Origin of the sequence: Paenibacillus lautus NBRC 15380 (assembly GCF_004000945.1) — a bacterium.
Lineage (GTDB): Bacteria > Bacillota > Bacilli > Paenibacillales > Paenibacillaceae > Paenibacillus_AQ > Paenibacillus_AQ lautus.
Genome location: NZ_BIMF01000023.1, coordinates 26,774 through 45,309, shown reverse-complemented (window position 1 = coordinate 45,309; position 18,536 = coordinate 26,774). Strand labels below are relative to the sequence as shown.

At 49.3% G+C, this 18,536-nt stretch carries 20 protein-coding genes; 10 read left to right on the top strand and 10 right to left on the bottom strand.

Annotated features, from left to right (window positions below):
• Positions 1-72: 72 nt before the first annotated feature.
• On the bottom strand, positions 73-984 hold the full coding sequence (locus PLA01S_RS27100) for a J domain-containing protein (protein ID WP_127594910.1): 912 nt from the start codon (positions 982-984) through the stop codon (positions 73-75).
• Between the two features lie 269 nt (positions 985-1,253).
• Here PLA01S_RS27100 and PLA01S_RS27095 point away from each other — a divergent pair, with 269 nt between their 5' ends.
• The 5 genes from PLA01S_RS27095 to PLA01S_RS27075 all read left to right on the top strand — a co-directional run bounded on the left by PLA01S_RS27095 (position 1,254) and on the right by PLA01S_RS27075 (position 6,695).
• Entirely contained in the window at positions 1,254-2,003 is a 750-nt protein-coding gene (locus tag PLA01S_RS27095) for a DeoR/GlpR family DNA-binding transcription regulator (RefSeq protein ID WP_076324436.1), read from the top strand.
• Entirely contained in the window at positions 2,003-2,914 is a 912-nt protein-coding gene (pfkB, locus tag PLA01S_RS27090; protein WP_127594969.1) for a 1-phosphofructokinase, read from the top strand. The genes PLA01S_RS27095 and pfkB overlap by 1 nt, the downstream gene beginning before the upstream one ends.
• Before the next feature lie 82 nt (positions 2,915-2,996).
• Positions 2,997-4,967 carry a PTS fructose transporter subunit IIABC gene (locus PLA01S_RS27085; RefSeq protein WP_127594908.1) on the top strand — a complete coding sequence of 657 codons (1,971 nt, stop codon included), beginning with the start codon at positions 2,997-2,999 and terminating at the stop codon, positions 4,965-4,967.
• Positions 4,968-5,114: 147 nt separating this feature from the next.
• Positions 5,115-5,966 (top strand): MBL fold metallo-hydrolase, encoded by an 852-nt coding sequence (locus tag PLA01S_RS27080; protein WP_127594906.1) that lies wholly within the window; start codon positions 5,115-5,117, stop codon positions 5,964-5,966.
• Positions 5,967-6,089: 123 nt separating this feature from the next.
• Complete coding sequence (locus PLA01S_RS27075) at positions 6,090-6,695, top strand: YitT family protein (RefSeq protein ID WP_127594904.1); 606 nt, start codon at positions 6,090-6,092, stop codon at positions 6,693-6,695.
• 94 nt (positions 6,696-6,789) lie between these two features.
• On the opposite strand, the gene PLA01S_RS27070 is transcribed toward PLA01S_RS27075, so the two are convergent.
• The 3 genes from PLA01S_RS27070 to PLA01S_RS27060 form a co-directional block, all read right to left on the bottom strand.
• The gene (locus PLA01S_RS27070) at positions 6,790-7,458 is read right to left on the bottom strand and encodes a bifunctional 2-keto-4-hydroxyglutarate aldolase/2-keto-3-deoxy-6-phosphogluconate aldolase (RefSeq protein WP_127594902.1); all 669 of its coding nucleotides are present in this window, start codon (positions 7,456-7,458) and stop codon (positions 6,790-6,792) included.
• 67 nt (positions 7,459-7,525) lie between these two features.
• Positions 7,526-8,488, bottom strand: coding sequence for a sugar kinase (locus PLA01S_RS27065; protein WP_127594900.1), 963 nt, complete (start codon positions 8,486-8,488; stop codon positions 7,526-7,528).
• A 160-nt stretch (positions 8,489-8,648) separates the two neighbouring features.
• Positions 8,649-8,855 (bottom strand): DUF1657 domain-containing protein, encoded by a 207-nt coding sequence (locus PLA01S_RS27060; protein ID WP_053491912.1) that lies wholly within the window; start codon positions 8,853-8,855, stop codon positions 8,649-8,651.
• 153 nt (positions 8,856-9,008) lie between these two features.
• Here PLA01S_RS27060 and PLA01S_RS27055 point away from each other — a divergent pair, with 153 nt between their 5' ends.
• Entirely contained in the window at positions 9,009-9,869 is an 861-nt protein-coding gene (locus PLA01S_RS27055; RefSeq protein ID WP_127594898.1) for a DUF421 domain-containing protein, read from the top strand.
• A gap of 169 nt (positions 9,870-10,038) precedes the next feature.
• Here the strand turns inward: PLA01S_RS27055 and PLA01S_RS33100 are convergent, their stop codons facing one another.
• The 6 genes from PLA01S_RS33100 to PLA01S_RS27030 all read right to left on the bottom strand — a co-directional run bounded on the left by PLA01S_RS33100 (position 10,039) and on the right by PLA01S_RS27030 (position 15,178).
• Positions 10,039-10,122 carry a putative holin-like toxin gene (locus PLA01S_RS33100; protein WP_223260591.1) on the bottom strand — a complete coding sequence of 28 codons (84 nt, stop codon included), beginning with the start codon at positions 10,120-10,122 and terminating at the stop codon, positions 10,039-10,041.
• A gap of 280 nt (positions 10,123-10,402) precedes the next feature.
• The gene (locus PLA01S_RS27050) at positions 10,403-11,518 is read right to left on the bottom strand and encodes a GerAB/ArcD/ProY family transporter (RefSeq protein ID WP_127594896.1); all 1,116 of its coding nucleotides are present in this window, start codon (positions 11,516-11,518) and stop codon (positions 10,403-10,405) included.
• Between the two features lie 69 nt (positions 11,519-11,587).
• Positions 11,588-11,791 (bottom strand): hypothetical protein, encoded by a 204-nt coding sequence (locus PLA01S_RS27045; protein ID WP_127594894.1) that lies wholly within the window; start codon positions 11,789-11,791, stop codon positions 11,588-11,590.
• Positions 11,792-11,804: 13 nt separating this feature from the next.
• Positions 11,805-12,980, bottom strand: coding sequence for a Ger(x)C family spore germination protein (locus tag PLA01S_RS27040; protein ID WP_127594892.1), 1,176 nt, complete (start codon positions 12,978-12,980; stop codon positions 11,805-11,807).
• Positions 12,980-14,440 carry a spore germination protein gene (locus tag PLA01S_RS27035; protein WP_127594890.1) on the bottom strand — a complete coding sequence of 487 codons (1,461 nt, stop codon included), beginning with the start codon at positions 14,438-14,440 and terminating at the stop codon, positions 12,980-12,982. Before PLA01S_RS27035 ends, PLA01S_RS27040 begins: the two co-directional genes overlap by 1 nt.
• 210 nt (positions 14,441-14,650) lie before the next feature.
• Entirely contained in the window at positions 14,651-15,178 is a 528-nt protein-coding gene (locus PLA01S_RS27030; protein ID WP_127594888.1) for a DUF2062 domain-containing protein, read from the bottom strand.
• A 227-nt stretch (positions 15,179-15,405) separates the two neighbouring features.
• Between PLA01S_RS27030 and PLA01S_RS27025 the strand changes: the two genes are divergently transcribed.
• Genes PLA01S_RS27025 through PLA01S_RS27010 form a run of 4 tightly spaced genes read left to right on the top strand, consistent with a single transcriptional unit; the run spans position 15,406 to position 18,370 of the window.
• Complete coding sequence (locus PLA01S_RS27025) at positions 15,406-15,762, top strand: PadR family transcriptional regulator (protein ID WP_100538894.1); 357 nt, start codon at positions 15,406-15,408, stop codon at positions 15,760-15,762.
• Positions 15,759-16,439: a permease prefix domain 1-containing protein gene (locus tag PLA01S_RS27020; RefSeq protein WP_100538893.1), complete on the top strand. Its 681-nt coding sequence runs from the start codon at positions 15,759-15,761 to the stop codon at positions 16,437-16,439. Before PLA01S_RS27025 ends, PLA01S_RS27020 begins: the two co-directional genes overlap by 4 nt.
• Positions 16,436-17,008: a DUF4825 domain-containing protein gene (locus PLA01S_RS27015; RefSeq protein ID WP_127594886.1), complete on the top strand. Its 573-nt coding sequence runs from the start codon at positions 16,436-16,438 to the stop codon at positions 17,006-17,008. The genes PLA01S_RS27020 and PLA01S_RS27015 overlap by 4 nt, the downstream gene beginning before the upstream one ends.
• A gap of 45 nt (positions 17,009-17,053) precedes the next feature.
• Entirely contained in the window at positions 17,054-18,370 is a 1,317-nt protein-coding gene (locus PLA01S_RS27010) for an LLM class flavin-dependent oxidoreductase (protein WP_127594884.1), read from the top strand.
• Positions 18,371-18,536 lie beyond the last annotated feature (166 nt).

Here is an 18,536-nt window from a genome sequence, read left to right as displayed (position 1 = left end):
CCTCCGCTGTTTGGCCATATGGCTAGACAGCGAGGCTGTTTTGTTATTCATATTCGATGGGCGCATTCATTGTTACTTGGACGTCTCCAAATATTGCTTAATAAAGCGCAATGCATTTGCGTCCCGTTCCGTACCCTCACGGATGCCCGCAAACATTTCTTTCTTAAGGACAGGCAGTTCTTCGCCAAGCGGGCTGCCCATAATATCCACGGCATACACATGCTCCGAACCGTCTTCCTCATTTTTTCCCTTGACCAGCATCTCCGGTGTGAGCAGTTCCTTCAGCTCGCCTTCAACCTCCGCTTCGAGCGGACGTACCATCCCTTGATTGCCAATCCAATCAAAGGCGGTCTGATCCATAATGTACAGGTCCGGTCGCTCGGTGGACAGGACAAGCAGTGCCTTTTGCAGCATGGCTGCATCCTGCGGATTGTTGGAATCCAGAGGCGGTACATAGTTAATGTTAACGGTTACGCGTTTCCAATCGGGGAATTGCGCCAGAATCGCGTCTTCGATCGGCTTGAGGTCCTGTCCTCCATCCTGATTCATATAAGATCCGAGGAACATGACTTCCAGATCAACCGGGGGTAGATTGGCCAGCCGTTCTTTCTCGGCCTGATGGTTGAAAATGCTAATCACGATATAAATGAGTACGCCGACTAGAGCAATTCCGCCGAGCACATGAAATTTATAATAACGGAAGAAATGATCGGTTTTCTCCGCTGTCCCGGCAAACCTTTTATATTTGCCGTACCGTTTCTGATTCATCTCTTCCAAAGCTTTACGGTTCTCTTCTTCAAGGATGAATTTATAGGCTTTGGTGATTTCGGCAAACTCGGCTTCGATCTCCTCCACCCGGTCCGGCTCCCGCCTTTGATGTGAGCGGGTTTGGCGCATGAGCAGCGTATACCGGTCGTCGAGCTGTTCCTTGGTTGCATCCTCCGGCAGACCCATTCGCTCATAGGCTTCTTTCAATTGGTCCATTCATGTCACCTCTTCTATACTGTGAGAGTTTCCTATTTACCAGTATATAGTGTAGAGGTGGCAGGTTACAAACGTTTATGTGATGTTTCGACACTTGCCGGCTTGATAATGGGTAAACTGTCATGAACAAGCAAAAAATGCCGAATGGAAATGATGCGATATGGTAAATGATTCATAGCTTTCCTGAATGATTATGAATGATTTTGAAAGTTTTAGATTGTTTTTTGGAATGATTATGGTAGTATATGCTTTGAGGGGGGGATTCGATTATGCTGACGGAAGAAAGATACCGAATCATTTTAGAGCGCTTGCAAGAACGCGGCGTCGTGAAGTTGCAGGAATTGGTTGAACTCCTTGAAGCTTCGGAATCAACAGTTAGGCGTGATTTGATCGACCTTGAAGAACGTCAATTATTAAAGCGCATTCATGGCGGAGCGGCTCTGCCGAGCCCTAAGATACAGGAACCTGGAATTGAGGAAAAAACGTTCAAAAACATTCAACAAAAAAATGTCGTTGCCCGTTTAGCGGCAGCACAGGTGGAAGATGGAGAAAGCATTTACCTCGATGCGGGAACGACCACACTGGCGATGATACCGTTCATCGACGCGAAGGATGTCACGGTTGTTACGAACGGTTTATCCCATATCGAAGCGCTGGTCAGCAAGCGAATCAAAAGTTATCTACTGGGCGGCATGATGAAAATTCATACCAAAGCCGTCATCGGCAGCATCGCGCTGCAAAATATGGACAACTTCCGCTTTGACCGCTGCTTTCTGGGCACGAACGGTGTGGATGTAGAGATGGGTTACACCACGCCCGATCCGGAAGAAGCCTTGATTAAGCGGCGCGCCCACCAGCTGTCCGCCTCCAGTTATGTCCTTGCGGATTCAAGCAAAATAGGTGAGGTTTCCTTCGCCAAATTGTTGGATCTGAACGAAGCGACGCTGATTACAGAGCCCTTGCCGGAATCATGGAAGAAGGCCATTTCACAGAAAACCAAAATAATTGAGGGATCATGATGATATATACAGTTACACTGAATCCTTCCATCGATTACATCGTGGAAGTTGAGCATATCGAGCTTGGCGGTTTGAACAGAATGACCCGGGACATGAAGTTTCCGGGCGGTAAAGGAATTAATGTATCGCGGGTGCTGAACCAGCTTGGAGCTGATAATACGGCCATCGGTTTCCTGGGCGGATTCACCGGTCGTTATATAGACGAGATGCTGGGCAAGGAAGGAATCCGCACCGATTTCGTAAATATCGCGGACGATACCCGCATCAACGTCAAACTTAAGCATGGCGAAGAGACCGAGATTAACGGCCTGGGTCCTATCATCTGCGAGGAAGAAACGAAAGAGCTGCTTCATAGACTGTCGCAGCTTCAAGCAGGGGATATCGTTGTGTTGTCCGGCAGCGTTCCGCCTTCGCTGGGACCTGACTTCTATGGCCGTCTTATCGAAGCGTGCCGGAAGAGCGGCGCCGAATTCGTGATGGACACCACCGGAGAGGCGCTGATGAAGGCTTTAGCCTGGAAGCCGCTCCTCGTTAAGCCGAATCATCACGAACTGGCCGAATTATTCGGCGTCGTGATCGACTCAAGCGAGAAGCTTGTGGAGTACGGCCGAAAGCTGCTCGAGCAAGGAGCACAGCATGTCCTTATCTCCATGGCCGGCGAAGGTGCGCTGTTCATCACGACCGATCGGGTATATCACGCGAGCGTACCGTCAGGTACAGTCCGTAATTCCGTCGGGGCCGGCGATTCGATGATTGCCGGATTCGTCGGTACGCTTGCGATGGGCAAGGACCCGATCGAGGCATTCCGGACAGGGGTCGCCTCGGGAAGCGCGACGGCGTTCTCGGACGATTTGGCTGTGCGGGAGACGATTGAGCGACTTCTTCCGCAGGTTATGATCACGGAGTGGTAAGTCGCTTTACATCGAATCACGCGTTATGGTGCGGCTATGGCGTGGTTGTCATCACGATGATATCAAGGGAGTGTGAACCAGCATGAAAATTACGGATTTAATGATACAAGAAACGATGATCATGGACCTGAAGGCGGTCACGAAGGAGGCAGCTATTGATGAACTGATCGCAAGCCTGGCTGCAAGCGGGCGGATCAACGATCCGGTCTTGTTCAAAGAAATGATTCTGAAGCGTGAAGCCGAATCCAGTACGGGGATCGGGGGCGGCATTGCGATGCCGCATGCGAAGACGAAAGCGGTTAATGAACCGACCGTCGTGTTTGCCAAGAGCAGTGGGGGCGTGGATTTCGAAGCGCTGGACGGAGAGTCGGCGTATGTGTTTTTCATGATCGCTGCCCCGGAGGGAGCGGGAAATACGCATCTTCGTACCCTTGCAGCGTTATCGCGGCTGTTGATCGATACAGAATTCATCGACCAATTGATGGATGCGAAGACGCCCGAGGAGGTAACGGCTTTATTCGATTCCAAGCAGGCGGTAGAAGAAGCCGCCAAAGCTGAGAGGGAAGCGGCTAAAAAAAGGGAAGCTGCACAAAAAGAAGCCGAGAACAACCGTCAGGAGTCCGGCGGCGCTCCCGAATCTGACCAACGGAATGTTTCTGCAGGAACTTCTACTGCATTTGTGGTTGCCGTCACGGCGTGCCCGACCGGCATTGCCCACACGTTTATGGCTGAAGACGCCCTGAAGAAGAAAGCTCAGGAGATGGGCGTCGAAATCCGGGTGGAGACCAATGGCTCGGAAGGTGCGCAAAACGTGTTAACGGAAGAGGATATCCGCAGGGCGGCAGGCGTCATCATTGCCGCTGACAAAAACGTGGAGATGGCCCGCTTTAACGGAAAGCCTGTGCTCCAGCGACCTGTCAGCGACGGTATCCGCAAATCAGAGGAGCTGATTCGTAAGGCGATGAGCGGCGATGCGCCGATCTACCGCAGCGAAGGCGGCGGTGAGCCGCAGGCGAAAGGCGCGGAGAAGGGCAGCATAGGCACGAAAGTGTACAAGGATCTGATGAATGGTATTTCACATATGCTGCCATTCGTCGTAGGGGGCGGCATTCTTCTGGCCATCTCCTTCCTGATCGAGCAGCTCGCAGGAGAAAATCATCCCCTCTTCCAGCTGCTGCAGACGATTGGCGGAGGAGACGGCGCCTTCCACTTCCTGATTCCGGTTCTGGCGGGATTCATTGCGCTGAGCATAGGCGATCGCCCGGCATTGATGCCCGGCATGGTCGGAGGCCTGATGGCCCTCAATTCAAATTCGGGATTCCTTGGCGGGCTTGCGGCAGGTTTCTTGGCGGGTTATGTGGTGATCCTGCTGCGCAAAGTGTTTGCCGGCCTGCCAAGAGCGCTTGACGGCTTAAAGCCGATTCTGCTGTATCCGGTTGTCGGTCTTCTTGTCACTGGGACGATCATGTTCTACTTGTTCGATCCGTTCTTCAGCTGGATCAATCTCGGTCTGATTGATATTCTGAACAATCTGGGTACCGGCAACGCTGTGATTCTCGGTCTTATTCTGGGCGGGATGATGTCGATTGACATGGGCGGTCCCTTCAATAAAGCGGCTTATGCATTTGCGATCGGCGTCTTTACATCCAGCGGCAACACGAACGGGGCCATGATGGCTGCGGTCATGGCCGGCGGGATGGTTCCTCCGCTCGCCATTGCGCTGGCAACGACGTTTTTCAAGCACAAATTCACGGAGCAGGAACGCAAATCCGGCGTGACCAACTACGTGATGGGTCTTTCCTTCATAACGGAGGGCGCGATCCCGTTTGCCGCAGCCGATCCGCTGCGCGTGCTGACATCCTGTATCCTCGGCTCTGCGGTTGCCGGCGGGTTGACGCAGCTGTGGAGCATCAACGTGCCTGCGCCCCACGGGGGGATCTTTGTTGCCGCTCTGGCCAATCATGCGCTTCTGTTCTTGCTGGCCGTTCTCATTGGCGCGGTGATATCAGGCATGCTGCTTGGACTATGGAAGAAGCCGCTTGAGCGTAAATAGATTCATGTAAGACAAGACAAAGCGAGTTTGGGGTAAGCATTTTTGCTGACTTCCGACTCGTTTTTTTCATTGTCAGTTGGGTCATTTCTACAGATGACCTCATGTTATAATCTAGTCGTGATAGAAAATGAAAGGAGAATAGTAGAGATGATGGAACAGAACAGCAAGGGTCGAAGTCCAGAGCAGCTTATCGAAGAAATCAACCGCACGTCCACAGCCGAAGGGATGGCGGCGGTATGGTTTCTGGGACAGGAGAGCGTTGTCCTTAAGGGTGGGGAGGTTGTCATCTATATCGACCCTTATATGTCAGATGATCTGGAACGCAAAGCGGGATTCAAGCGCGCATTTCCTGCACCGCTGAAGCCGGAGCATATCACGAATGCGAGCATGGTGCTGATCACCCATGAGCATGACGATCATATGGATCTGGGGACGATTGCGGTCATAGCCAAACAGAATCCGGAGACAGTTTTTGTCGCACCGGCTTTCTGTCATGAAGCGATGAGAGAGGCTGGTGTCGCTCCAGAGCGTTTGTACGCGGCGATGTGCGATGAATGGCAGCAGTTTGAGGGCTTCCGACTGATGGCGATTCCGGCTGCCCATGAAACCTTGGATGAGCATGAACAGTTTGGGCACCGATATGTCGGATATTTGGTGGATATCCAGGGCGTGTTAATCTACCATGCGGGAGATACTGTCGTTTATCCTGGTTTGGTTGAAAGGTTACAAGCGCATGCGATTGATATCGGGATGGTGCCGATTAACGGGGGAGATGCCTTCCGCCGGAAAGACGGTATCGTTGGAAATATGGGCTTCCGGGAGGCAGCGGAGCTTGCCGCAGCATCGGGATTCGATCTGACAATTCCCATGCACTATGATATTTTCCCTTGGAACGGAGAGAAGCCGGGCTATTTTGTGGATTATTGTTATGAGAACTATCCATATATGAAGACCAAGGTGATGGCACGGACCGAGCGTTTGATTTATGTAAAAGATTAAAAGCGCAAGGCATCCAAATCGATCACGGTGGGATTTTTTTTAAATGCGGGACAGCAAGTCCGCAATTTTTCGAAATGACAAGCATATAAATGAGACATGCCCTTATAAATGGAGATGTGGGAAATGGTGTCATTTCGAAAACATGTCATTATCGTGATCGGCAGTTTTCTGATCGCGATGGGGACCAATTTTTTTCTTGTCCCGCATAAAGTTTTGGATGGTGGAGTTATCGGCATTGCTCTGATTGCTAACTATGTATTTGATCTACATATCGGATTCGTCATCATTTTGTGCAGCATTCCCATGTTTATCGCAGCCTGGATATTAAATCGCGAAATCTTTTACAATAGTCTGTCAGGCATGCTGATATCTTCATTTATCATCGATTTGCTTTCACCGCTGCAGCAGGTTTTTTTGCGATTTTTTTCCCCGAATGTCATCCTTAGCGCGCCCCTGGGCGGGGCATTGATCGGAGCCGGACTTGGATTTATGCTAAGAAACAATGCAAGCACGGGCGGAACGGACCTGTTGGCGCATTTCCTGGCTAAATATTTGCCATTAAATGTAGGCGTCATTATTTTGCTGATGGATGCGTTTATCATCGGGTTCGGAGGCATCCTGCTATCGGGAAGCACCTTCATGTATTCTGTTCTGACGATCGTAGCAGGCGGGTTTACGACGGGAATGTTCACTCAAAAGCGTTGGTTCAAAAAAAGAAGGATTAAATAAACAGACAAGCCTATCAAGAATTGACTCTTGATAGGCTTGTCTGTTTATTAAAAAATATTTAGAGAAAATCATATATCATAACAGTACATATTTTTTATCTTTGCGCCTGGGCTTCCTTAAAGGCGTTAATATAAGCGCGTGCCTTTTCTGTAATCAGATTGAAGTCGCCGCTCTTCAGTGCGTCCTTGGTTAGGTCCGATCCGATCCCGACCGCAAATGCGCCGGCCTTGATCCATTCATGCAGATTATCCAGATTCACGCCCCCGGTTGGCATGATGTTGGCCTGCGGGAGCGGACCCTTCAGGGATGGAATGACGGATGGAGAGTACAAATTCCCCGGGAAGAGCTTAATGACATCGACGCCAAGCTCAAGAGCGGCGACGATATCATGAACGGTTACGGCACCCGGCATAACCGGGATGCGGTAACGATTGCTGAGCAAAATGGTATCGCGGTCGAAGCCGGGCGAGACCACAAACTCGGCACCGGCAAGAATGGTGATTCTGGCTGTTTCAGCATCCAGAACCGTGCCTGCGCCGATAATGGCATAGTTATCCGCTTGCGGATCTTTGGAGGAGTACATTTTGGCCAGCGTCGTAATGGCTTCGGTAGCGAACGGTACAGTCATGGTTACTTCGATAACCTTGATACCGCCTTCAATCGCATGTTTGGCAATCTCGACAACCTCTTCGGGGGAATCCCCGCGAAGGACAGCGACGACGCCTGCATGATGAATTTGTTCGATCAGTCTTAGCTTTTTCATGTTTACACACTCCTTCTCGTCTATGAATGGATTCGAAAGAAAAGATGACTCGTTTAAAGAACAGGAGTTAACGTTCGATATGAGCAGCGTTCCCGCGCCGCTGTTGTACCTCTTCCCAGGTCGGAAGTGCTTCCCAATCACCGGGCGCTTGGATCACCAGAGATCCGGTTAAGCCGCCCAAGGAGAGGGCCTCTTCGGGTGTCCAGCCTTTGGCGATGCCAGCAAGGAAACCGGCACAGAAGCCGTCGCCTGCGCCTACGGTATCCACCACTTGATCCACCTGCTCAAAAGGAAGGGAATAGGTGTGGTTCTTGTGGACAATGACATTGCTCCCATTGAAACTTTTGATAACGGACATGGCGGGAAACTGTCGCAGACGATCCAGGATCACCTGCTCGTCCTCTGTTTCGAACAGCAGCTTGCATTCATCATAACCTGGAAGAAAATAATCACAGGCTTCCGCAAGCTCCAGCAATACAGGACGAGCCTCTTCGATATTCCATAGCTTGAGCCTGAGGTTAGGGTCAAAGCTGATCAGGACGCCATGCGCTTTGCATACGGAAATGACATGCCGTATCGTCTCCAGGCAGCTGCTGCTTAAAGCTGCGGTGATGCCTGTAAAATGAAGGATACGGGCATTGGCTATGTATTCGGAGTCTACATGGTCCGGGGTCATTTGACTGGCAGCAGAGCCTTTGCGGTAGTAATAGACGGAGGATTGACCGCGAACGTTCTGTCGCAGCATAAGACCGGTCGGTGCAACATCCGTTTGTCTGGCGGCGGAAATGTCGACACCTTCTCCTCGAAGCGTTTTCAAAATACCGGTTCCGATCGGATCGTTGCCGAGTTGACCGAACCATCCGCTGCTGCAGCCAAGTCTGGAGAGCCCGATGGCGAGATTGCTTTCGGCACCACCGAAGGATTGTGCCATGCTTCCTCCTTGTCCTATGCCCCGTGTGCCTTCCGGATATAGTAATCCCATCGATTCACCGAACGTGATGACATCGATAGGACGCTTACCATTCTTCATAGAATCTACCCCCTTATATTCAGTCTCCGTTATTAACACTTTACCCTGATGGGGAGGATAACTCAATAATAAATAACACAATATAAACAACCTCCTATCAGGAGGGATAGGAGGTATGCATGGGCCTTAGATGTTTATGGAGCAAACAAAAAACAAATGGTTAGAAACCTTTATACTGAGGCTCTTCCTGTTCAAGCTGCTGAACCCGCTGGGCCACTTGGTCCACGACTTGCTGTGTTTGTTGTGCTGCAGCCGTGAACAAATCCTTGGCATTTTGATCTTGCGTGGACAGTGCAAATTGCTCAAGGCTGGCTTGAGCGCTTTTTAAGGATGAGAGACATGTTTTGACGTCGGATGCTACGGTCATTGGTTTTTATCACTCCTTTCATGCGTAATAATGTACGCATTTTGCAGAAGAACATGCATGAAGCATAGATTGGGAAATAATGGTGTGATTTCTAAAGGGATATTTGACAATAATCTATAGAGTGATTATCAAGTTAAATGAGGAGGTTTTATTGTGGCCCAATGGTTGGAAATTGTACTTAGAACCTTATGTGCTGTGGTCGTGTTGTTTCTGATGACAAAACTGCTGGGCAAGCGGCAGGTTTCGCAGCTATCTTTTTTTGAATATTTAACGGGGATTACGATCGGCAGCTTGGCGGCCTATATCTCCTTGGATCTTGATGCGAACTGGTATTTGGGATTAGTAGCTCTGGGCGTGTGGGTAGCCTGTTCATTAATTATTGAATTCCTGCAAATCAAGAACAAGAATGTCAGGGACTTTATCGATTTTAAGGCGACCGTGCTCATTAAAGATGGCAAGATATTAGAAGACAATTTAAAGAAAGAAAGACTGTCTGCCGATGAGTTAATGGAGCAGCTGCGGAAAAAAGACGTGTTTCAGGTCGCTGACGTGGAATTTGCCATCATGGAGTCAAGCGGAGAGATTAATGTGCTGCAGACGCGTGAGAATCTGCCTTTAACCCCTAAAGATCTTGGTATCCAGGTAGCGCCGGAAAAAGTTGCACAGGTTGTGGTCATGGATGGTAAAGTCATGGATGAACCGCTGCGCGTTATGGGCTTCAATCAGGGATGGCTGGTAGAAGAACTGGACAAGCAGGGCGCCAAGATCAAGGATGTATATCTTGCCCAGGTAGACACTTATGGACAGCTGACCGTCGATTTGTATGATGATCAGATTCAGGTTCCGCAAAATGAGGAGCGAAAACTGCTCTATGCGAATTTGAAGAAATGTCAGGCGGATTTGGAGTTGTTCAGTCTCAGTACAAAGAGCAAGAAGGCCAAGAAAATGTATGAGGAAAGCTCCAAACAGATCGAGAAAATTATAGCCGAGGTAAAGCCAATCCTGAATACTTAATTCACCACCGCCGAGTCATAATTCCGCGAAAATCAGAATAGGATATTTTTGTGTATTACAAAAGGAGCCGGTTGCCGCCGACTCCTCGCACAGCAGATCATCACCTGCAAGGTGGATATTTGCTTGCAACCAGACGTAAGAAATAGATTCATCTGTACAAGGGACGGGTCTATTTCTTATTATGGAAGGCAAGGATCGAAACGACCAGAGTGGCGAACGATATCATTAAAGCCAAAGCTTCATTCACGCCCATGCCTATCACCTCCTGCTGCCACCCTTGCCAGCTGGTCTACTGTACTATATAATATGCCAATTGCTTACAATAAAAGAACCTTTTTGTAGGAAGCGCTTACATAAAATGTTGATTTTTTGACAAGATAAGAAAGTATTAACTTCAGAGGTTTATCATACTTACCTCGCGAAGGAGAAGGCTATAATATCAGTATAAAAGGTGATTGTTCCAGAAGCTAAGGGAGCTGCAAATGCCGCTCTCTTATTCGTTTTTTCAATTCGATATCGATACAGTTTCAGATTCAAGCGGATTTATGATTCGCTTTAGGTTTTTGTTTATGCTTGGGTTTGCGTTTACGGAACAAGGAGACAATCCAATAGAAAACAGGGATGAACTCCATAAGAATAAAGAAGATCGCCATCCCGAAAGAATTAAAGTCCTGGAGAAAAAGGATCGGATTTTGCGAATACTGGTATGCAATGACGATAGCAGTTCCCCCAATAATGGCGATCAGCGGCCCATCCATTTGCTTCAGGTGAAGCAATTTGGCAAGACATCTTACACTTACGTGGATGAGAAAGGCGCTGTGGAAGAACATCGAACTGCTCCATAATCCAATGATAAGCGGATCGGAGTTGCCGAGGAAGCCACTGGCTGCGCGCATCAATTCAACGAGTGGATATTGCATCTCCCGCCCTAGATAAGGGCCGAAATTTAGTAAAGCTGAAGCCCATTGGAGAAATATGCCTATAGTCACCAATATCCCTGAGGCGGCGAGGTTTCGAAAGGATTTTCGATCAAATTGGATATAGGGAGCAAGAAAGAGGAAGACGAGCCATTCCGCGAAGAATGAAAGACAGAACAGGGCGTCCTTAACGGCCGACTCATAATTGTGATGCCTGACCAGCGCGATCATCATATCAAAATGGGCTTCCTTGAAGAAAAACAAATTCATGGACACGATCGCAATGACAATGACGAGAAACAGCCCGTCGGACATATAAATCATCGTCTCCATACCCCATCTGGCGGTAATCATAACGACCAAACCCACGATCAGGAGCACGAACCATTGAGGAGATTCACGCATGTAATTGGTGTCGAAGAATAAAGTGAAGCTTTCGATATCCATCCCTATGTAATTGATCGACCAGAAAAATACCAAAGCGACGACCGGGATATGAATCCATTTGCTGACAAGTTTACTGCCGAAATCGATCCAGGGTTTCTGAGGATCCCACAGCGCGAGCTTTACCATAAACCACAGGAAGATTAAACTCATCACATAGCCGCCCAGAATCGCAGCCCATCCTAAGTAAGCAGAGTTCCACAATAGGGGACTGATCAGAAATCCAGTAGGTATGGCGTTAAGATAGACAAATCCGAAACGAAACAGCTGCCAGGGAGTATTGCGCATGTTGGGTTCGTACATCCTTTCCGTCATAGATTATAGTCCTCTGTGAAAGTACGCCGATAGATGTTTTTGTTATAGGTTATCAAGCCAACCGAACAGCAGCATAATCAGATGGTTGGGGGTCAGCCACTCGTGAGAAAACAAGGCGAATAAATTCCAGACGGTAAACGCAAGGATCAGCAGGAGAACCGTCCATTTTTCACGAGGTGCTTTTGCCTTTTTCTTCGCGATATACCATTCCACCAAGGAGTACACGAGGAACAGAAGAGCGAGCATGGGCAAAACCTCCTTATTTCGGATTCATTTTGAGTATGGATCCGAAGTTTCGAATCTTAATGTCGGTAACAACCTGGATCTCCACTTCGTTTTTGTAATAATCGGGCCAGTTGGCACGAACCTTGTGCCAATGATCCGGATAGTTCCAATCCACCAGCATGCCAAGCTGCAGGATGTCTGCTCCTACTCGCTGCGATGTATGAAGAGCTTTTCTTAAATGACCGGCGATTTGATCATTGAGCTCACGCTCGATCAGCTCTTTCACATGAAGGGTATCAAACTGCCTTTGCTTTGGTTTGTATATGACATCGCCCGTTCCGCTTAGCTTTACTGTGAACACCGGATGACCCGAAACCATGCGTACGGACTTATTGGATCTTGATGTGATGACAAACACGCTTGCTTTCTCGCCATTACTCCAATGAACAGTATACATAGGACCTTTTACCTCGTTTACTCCCCAACTGACGGCAAGCGACTCCTTCATCGGGAGTGTGGCAACGAGTTTATGATGACGGAAAAGCGCCGTGCCCTGAATCCCTGCCCAGGGTTCCAGTTTCTCTTGGTCGGCCACCATAGGCTTCAAGCCTGCTGACAAATAGTTCAAGGCATAGCCTTGATTGGCCGATTCGGCATAGAGGCAATCCTTCAGGTTCGTCACGATCATGTTGTGCTGGTCTGCAAATCGGGTGAGTACCTCCGAGGGCATCTGCTCAAAGACCGGCGTCAGCTCCGCGACTTTTTTGGCGTCTCCGGGTGCAACCATTAAATAAATATTCAGGTTGGTTGTCGGTTCTCGCTGAAGCCAGTCCGTAAGCTCTTCTAATCCCGCCTCCGCGAAGCTTTTGCCAACGATTACGACCTTGGTGTGACTGAAGTCAAAACGTCTGGAAAGATCCCGTTGAATCAGGTGCAGGGCATCCTGCACGGTACTGGAGGTCTTGGTTACCATGGCATACGGGTCACCACCACCTTGGGCGCCTGCTTGGCTTCCAGATGTAAGCCGATTTGGAAGGGGGGCACTGATCGTAACTTCCACGGTGTCTTTTTGCTGACCTTTATTTACATACATGGCAAATACAAAGGTTTGCTCATTGATTTCAACCTTGGTCATCGTGAAACCGCAACCCGTTAACAGAGTCAGGGGAAGCACCAATTTGAACAAGTTAAACCATTTGAGTAGAGGCATTATGGCTTTCGTCTCCTTATATTGTTGGATGATGCATAGGTTTTAGGCCTATTCTTCATCAGCATGGACGGCGCCCGCAGGAAGGTATCCTTCCATTCCGATAATATAAGCGGAGCAACCGGCTGCAGATAAGGCGTCTTGAATGACTTTAGGGAAGCCATATGGCCATACACAAGGAAGGCGGCAGCAAACACGCCGATTAGACCCAGCGTCCCTCCGAGTATGAGTATGGGGAAGCGCAGCAAGCGGAACGCAAGCCCGAGCTCAAAGTGCGGAATGATGTAAGAAGCGATACCGGTTATCGATACCACGATGACCATTGGGTTGGATACGATTCCCGCTTCCACCGCGGCCTGTCCAATGACGATGGCGCCGATAATGGATATCGTCTGCCCGACGGGCTTCGGGATCCGGGTTCCGGCTTCCCGCAGCGCTTCAAAGGTCAGTTCCATGATCAGTGCCTCCGTTAAAGCGGAGAACGGGATATTCTCACGCGATGCCGCAATGGTGATCAGCAGATCGGTGGGTATGATGGATGGCTGAAATGTCGTGATCGCCACATATAGCGAAGGCATCAGTAATGAAATAATGGCGAACACGAACCGGACAATCCGGATCCAGCTGGAGGAGAAGAAGCTGTGATAATAATCCTCGGACGACTGCAGCAGGGAAAATAGAGTGACTGGCACGATCAGTGCCGACGGCGTTCCATCCTGCATAATGCCGACCCTGCCTTCAAGCAGAGAAGCGGCTACGGAATCCGGTCGCTCTGTGTATTGAAACTGCGGAAACGGGGATTTCACACCTTCCTTCATCTGCTCGGACAAGGTGCTGATCCCGAAGATGCCATCAATGGATATGCTATTCAACTGCCGGTCTACTTGAGCGACAACTTCGGGTTTGCATAAGCCGTCGACATACACCATATATACGGAGGTCTTGGAATAGTCACCAATCTGATAACGCACGGTTTTGAGGTCCGTATGCTTGATTTTGTGCCGGAGCAGCGACAAATTCGTGCCAATGTCTTCGATAAAAGCTTCTTGCGGCCCGTTCACCACGAGCTCATTCTGAGATTCCGAAACCGCCCGTTTCTGATACAACGCGATGTCAAATAAATAAGCCTCTGCCAACTGCTCCACAACCACTACCGCTGTGCCTTCGACAATCATATTGGCAATATACTCCGCCGAGGAAGAGCGATGAAATGGAACCGACAGGATATCTCCACGATCCATACGGTCAATGAAGTCGTTAAAATTATGCTGAATCAACGCGGCTTCCTTAATCAGCGGTTTAACGATATGTTCGTGCAGGGTGCTGATATCCACAATGGATTCAATGTAGATGACGGTGCACGTTGATCCATGGACACGTAAGGATTGATAGATGACATCCTCGCAATTCGCAAGCCGTTCTTTAACAGGGTCAAGCAGTACGTGCTGCGCTTTCGATTTCACTTTCGTTCTCCCCTCCTTTGCCGATATGTAGTAAAGGCTCATCCTCTTTAGAATGCCGTACTTTTAGCAATTTATACCGAATTTTCCAGAGAAATTGACCAGAGAAAGTAGGGAGTTGGGATAAGGCAGGGAGGGACTATGCAGCTTGGTTCTGAAAATGAATAAGCGCCTAGGAAGGGGGTTCCTGGCGCTTTTCTGTGTGACTACTAATTAAGACTTCAATTTTCCTCTTCGAATGGATTCTTTGATTTTATGAAGCAAGGGTCTGCGGTAAACGGAAAGCAAGATGCGCAGCAAAATATAGAGTATTAATGTAGACAGGACACTGTTGATGAGGGCACCGACAAGAAAGTTGACGCCCATATCGCCTAATCTGCCGAAATGGTCCGTCTCAACGATATAATCCGTCTCAGGGACAGGAACCGTGAGGGCATCTTCGATTTCAAAGGATTTGGGAAATGTGGTGAACAGATGCACAAATACTCCGATTCTATAGTTTAAATAGAACAGGATTGGCCACAAGACGGAGCCTGCCGAAGCTGCAAGGAAGGCGGAGGGGATATTCCCGCGAACCATACGAGCGAGCAGCGGAGCCAGCAGCAGATCAATGCCGAAGGTTGGATACCAGCAAGGGAAGAAGCCTACGGCAAAACCGAGCGCAATTCGATGATCGCTATTTTGCATGCGGAGAGTCCGGAGAATATAGTATTTCAGTCGTCGAATGTATTTATGAAGCAAAACCGTCTCCTCCTGCACGTACTAAATACAATAATGAAGGGATTGGAACCCCATATCATATGTAGGGGATTCTATTTATAATAGGAAGAACTTTCAAGAATTATATAGTAGTGCTTGTAAACCGTCAATCGATGAAGGATCAATATATGTGTGGAATATTACTTTGACATGCATAGTAATATGCGTTATATTATACCCATTCCATTCCGTTAAGGAGGTCCGGGTATTTGATTGAATCCTTACATAACAGTGATTTGATACGTGGCAATATTGATACCTTTATTCTGCGCGTGTTATCGGACGGGGATAATTACGGCTATCAGATCATTAAAGAAATCTCGCTACGAAGCGGGAATCGATTTGAGCTGAAGGAGCCTACATTATATTCCAGTCTGAGAAGGTTGGAGAAGCAGGGATTCATCCGTTCCTATTGGGGAGAAGAAACCCAGGGCGGAAGGCGCAAATATTATAACCTCAGCCAGGAGGGACAGGGACGCTTGCTGCAAAATCAGGAGGAATGGAAGGCTGCGCGCGAGATTATCGATGTTCTGATCGGGAACGGAAAGGAGCTGACGGATCAATGACCAACAGGCATGACTTAGAGATCTTTGTGGACCGTCTATTTGCGAATCAACGCAAAACCAAGGAAGTGGTAGAGCTGAAGAATGAGGTTCTCAGCAATTTGGAGGCGCGGGTTACGGATTATATGGAGAACGGCATGGAATATCAATCGGCCATCAGTCTGGCGATCGATAACATCGAAGATATCGAGGCCCTCATTGACGATAATCAAAAAGTTTACAGCTACCGTTTCCGGTATGACCTTGTTCAGAGCGCGCTTATTTATTCCTTGTTGGCGTGGATCGTCACCATTCCGGCCCGATTTTTGCCAAGCGGTATAGGGGTGAACACCCTCCTGCTGTGCGTCGTTGTCTTAACCGGAGCGGTGTATCTTTCCATGTCACGGCATCTGAAACGGTATGAGAAGCAGACAGCTGTCATCAACGCAGGCAAATTGGCCAAATGGAGCAAAGGGGCATGGTGGCTGTGGTCGATATTTATCGTAGTTGTATCCATGTACACTTTCGTAATTCAATACGGCAGTGATCTATGGTTTGGGCGAGAGCTGCGGATCGATGGGCCCTATTCGTTCTACGTGACCGTCATGCGATATGCCATCCCGATGACGTCGGTCATCATTCCGCTGCTTGTCCAAAAAGCTTGTAAACTAACCCTTCGACTTGAGGTGAATGAACCATGAGCAGAAAAAATTGGCTGATTGTTGCACTCCTGCTTGTCGGAATAGCAGGTATGGCTGCATTAGAGGGATTCATCAAGCCCAGGGCCAACGAACAGGCCGTTCAATATGAAGCGGCGCAGAATGATCCGTTAACTCATGATATCCGGAATTCGTTAGGCTTCGCCAGCCCGTATATGGGGAATGCCGGGAACCTGATCAATTTGAATGCTTCGCTTCCGATGCGTGACATCGGGCGCACATTTCAGCTGTACCCGGAGGAATTGACGGCCGAGCTCCGATTCCAGGCCAGGGCTGGTGATCTGCAAGAGGAGAAGCTGAAGCAGCTGCTGGTTTATAATTCCACTGCGAATTTTGCCATGATTGATAATTTGCAGAAGCTGATCTTCGTCTTTGAAGACCAAGCCTTCACCATCCGGCGGGACGAGGTGGAGTCGTGGTATGGCAGCCAGGTTACGCTTGCTTCATTACGGGATGCCGGGACATGGGAGAAGGAAGTTCAATCCCGTCTTGATGATATGAAGTATGTCGGTGATTACGTAGAGAACCTGGTTGAACGTAAGTATCTATAGAGATAAAAAGCGTTCAGTAGAGTTAAAGCGAAGGGGAGTATACAGATGGGAGCGGAGCAACGCCAATTAAGTTTGGGTGCTTTTCTAATGAATTACGGCCATCATATCGCCGCTTGGCGGCATCCCGATTCGGCGGGGGTCGGAGCCGTGGATCACGATTTCTATAAGCGCTGCGCTCAAGCAGCCGAACGCGGGAAATTCGATATGGTATTCCTTGCGGACAACAACTCGATTCCGTTGATCGAGGATTTGCAGACGAATGTCAGCTTTCTGCAGCCTGAAGCGCTGACCATGCTCAGCAGTCTGGCTGGCGTTACGGAGTATGTTGGATTAGCCGGCACGGCATCTACCACATTCAACGAGCCCTACGCTTTGGCAAGGCGCCTCTCCACTCTGGATCATATCAGCGGCGGCAGAGCCGCATGGAATGTGGTGACCTCTACGAAGGATGCAGAGGCACGCAATTTCGGCTCGGCTGTATTAATGGAGCACGGGAAGCGGTATGAACGGGCGGAGGATTTTCTACAGGCTGTGACGGGTTGTTGGGACAGCTGGGAGGACGATGCCCTTGTGTTGGATCGGCAGAGAGCTGTCTTTGCGGATACGACCCGGATTCATCGGGTACATCATGAAGGAGCGTTTTTCAGGGTGGAGGGTCCGTTGAACATGCCCAGATCTCCGCAAGGCAGGCCCGTTATCATTGAAGCTGGAACCTCGGAAGCGGGAAGAAGACTGGCAGCCCAAACAGCCGATGTTGTGTTCACGGCCTGTGAGAGTAAAGAAGATGCGATAAGGTATTACCGCGAGTTTAAGGACTTGCTCAAGGAGTATGGACGGGAAGGGGAAGAAGTGAAGGTACTGCCGGGCCTGCTGATCTTCCTCGGAGAGAGCGAAGCCGAAGCTTTGGCGTATCACCGGACGTTCAGCGAGCTCATCGTGCCGGAAGCAGGGGTGAAATATGTATCTCAATTGCTAAATGCGGATTTGACCGGATATCCGGTAGACGGTCCGCTGCCTGATCTGCCGAGGGAAGGGAACAGCAGCCGGGCGATCATGATTATGGATATGGCTGCGAAATCGGGCATGAGCATTCTGGAGCTTGGCAGGCATTACGCGGTCTCCAGAGGTCACATGACGATGATCGGAACCCCGCAGCAGATTGCCGATCGGATCGAGGATTGGTTTCGAAGCGGGGCTTGCGACGGATTCAACATTATGGCCCCTTTGCTTCCGAGCGGGCTCGAACAGTTTGTGGAGCGCGTAGTCCCGCTGCTTCAGCAGCGCGGGCTGTTTCGCGAGGACTATACAGGCAGAACGTTACGGGACCATCTCGGTCTCATCCGGCCGGAAACCCAACATTAAAAATAATTGACGACAAAATTAGACGGTGCTATAATCCTACTTAACACATCGGAAATAATAGAATTGATGCACATTCTACCGGACAGCCGGAGATGCATCCTTGGATCAACTTGTGATCCGAGGTGTGTCTTCGGCTGTTTTTTATGAATCTTACGAGGAGGCTGCA